Annotated in this window: 1 protein-coding gene; it reads right to left on the bottom strand. The window is 48.5% G+C overall.

Going from position 1 to position 1899, the window contains the following annotated elements:
• Positions 1 to 181: 181 nt before the first annotated feature.
• On the bottom strand, positions 182 to 1654 hold the full coding sequence (locus D7Y06_RS24890; protein WP_120410153.1) for a transposase: 1473 nt from the start codon (positions 1652 to 1654) through the stop codon (positions 182 to 184).
• Between the last annotated feature and the right edge of the window lie 245 nt (positions 1655 to 1899).

Consider the following 1899-nt stretch of genomic DNA (forward strand, 5'->3'; position numbering starts at 1 on the left):
GAGCGGTCTCGGAAACTCAATAGAGAATAGACAGGAAAGGGTTGATTTTCAGAAATGAGTGGAATAAGGGATGGGTGACTGTGGGACTTAAGCAGTTCGGAGAATATAAAGAATAAAAATGGGCATGGCTTTTAAGCCTGTCGGAAACAGGCCTGAAGGATCCTGAAACAGGAGGCATGTTTTATGCCGTTGCCTGCACCTGCTGTTTATAGCGGGCATCCAGATGGATGCAGATGCCAATCATAGTTGTCATGAAAGAATAGTGCTCCTTTGTGTGTATGAACATGCGGTGCAGGCCGTAATCATTGAGAATGCGGTTGTTGATACGCTCCGTGGCAGTACGCTGTTTATAGATCTTCTTATAAGAATCGGTGCCACGGGGGATGTCGGTGTAAAGCCGGATATCCCATTCGGGCCGGGTCTTGACGACCCTGCCATATATTGAATCCGTGCAGCTGTTTTTGCATTTGGAACAGTGTTCCTTCCCATAGGGGCAGCGCCACATGAGGTAACCGCTGGATTTGTCATAACCATTGGGCTTCATACGCAGGTTTTCCTGGCATAAAGGTGTCCCGTCTTTGTCAATGGTGATGGTATCAGGGATTGTTTTTGGGCGGCCGCATTTGTCGTTGAGGTCAATAAACGCCCGTATCTGCCTTTTTTTGAGGAGCCTGTAAGTGGGATAGTTGTCCATAGCGGAGTCCAGGCACATGTTTTCAATGGAAACTGCCGGCATATGCTTTTCCAGTTCATGGAAGGCGACAAGAAAGCTGACGGAATCATGGCGCTTTGCACTGGTAAAACGCAGGAGCAGGGGGATGTCCGTCCTGAGTTCATCGTTATAGCAGGATAACTGGAACAAAGTGTAGCCGAAGTAAAATTTATCCAAGTCGCTGTCCCAGCCCCAGGAAGCATCGGGGTCGGGGAAATGGCGGAGGTTATCTGGTGAGCCATCCCTGTGGTGCCTGCGGGGGCAGGAATGGGTATGGACGGCGGTGCCGTCGCCGGAAACGGTAAGATGTTCCTTAGGTATGAGGCCGCATTCCATGGAAGGAAGGACGGCAACATGATAGAAGAACTGCTGAAGGAACTGCTCAAAGTTAAAAGGGATAACCTTCCCTGTCATAAGCCGTTTTTCGATAGCTTCGGTGATTTTGGGGTTTGCTTCCTTTGCTTTCTGTTTTTTCCCTTTGGGCTTATCGGGCTTTTTGCTGTTCCAGGAAGCTGGAAGGAGTTTATCCCGGGCATATAAGCCCGTTATGGGTGCTGCCCAGAGCCTGTCCATGAAGTCAAAATAAGAGCCGAGTGGCGGAAGGGAATCGGTAGAACAGCCGATGAGGGCAGCAAGGACACGGTCGTTTTTTAGCCTGTCTACCCAAAGGGTAAGTGATGGCTTAGTCAGGCCTTTTGAAAATAGAAAAAAGAAAAGGATAAAAGACCTTAAGATTTGGGGCTGGTTCTTAGCGGGTCTGCCGGTGGTGGAATAAAAAGGCAGGAGAAATTTCATAGCCCTGTCGGTATCGAAGGAGCGTAGTTTCTGCCAGGGTTCCCAGAGCTGCGTATGGAGCCGGTTCCTTTCAGAGGAATCAAAATGGACTTTAGATTCGTTGAGAAAGTACAGATAGTCGTGCATGGGTTGCCAGTACTTGATCATAGCGGGTATGCCTCCTTGTAGTTTTTCGTGTTGTGCGGGCTGCACAGGATACATTTCTAACTACAGGGGGCGCGTTTGGTGGCTGGCGAATATGGCCACCAAATGCGCCCGCACAATTTGAGGCATATGTCAATAGCTTATGAAAAAAATATGAGATTTTTCTTCCGGAGTATGGAGGATGAAATAAGAAAGAGAAATCGAAAAAGAACGGAAATACGGGCTTTAAAGAGTTTCCGAGACCGCTC

Origin of the sequence: Roseburia sp. 1XD42-69 (assembly GCF_003612565.1) — a bacterium.
Classification (GTDB): Bacteria; Bacillota; Clostridia; order Lachnospirales; family Lachnospiraceae; genus Roseburia_B.

Excerpts from the sequence above, each read along its gene's own strand:
- D7Y06_RS24890 (WP_120410153.1), bottom strand. The coding sequence starts at position 1,654 with ATGATCAAGTACTGGCAACCCATGCACGACTATCTGTACTTTCTCAAC.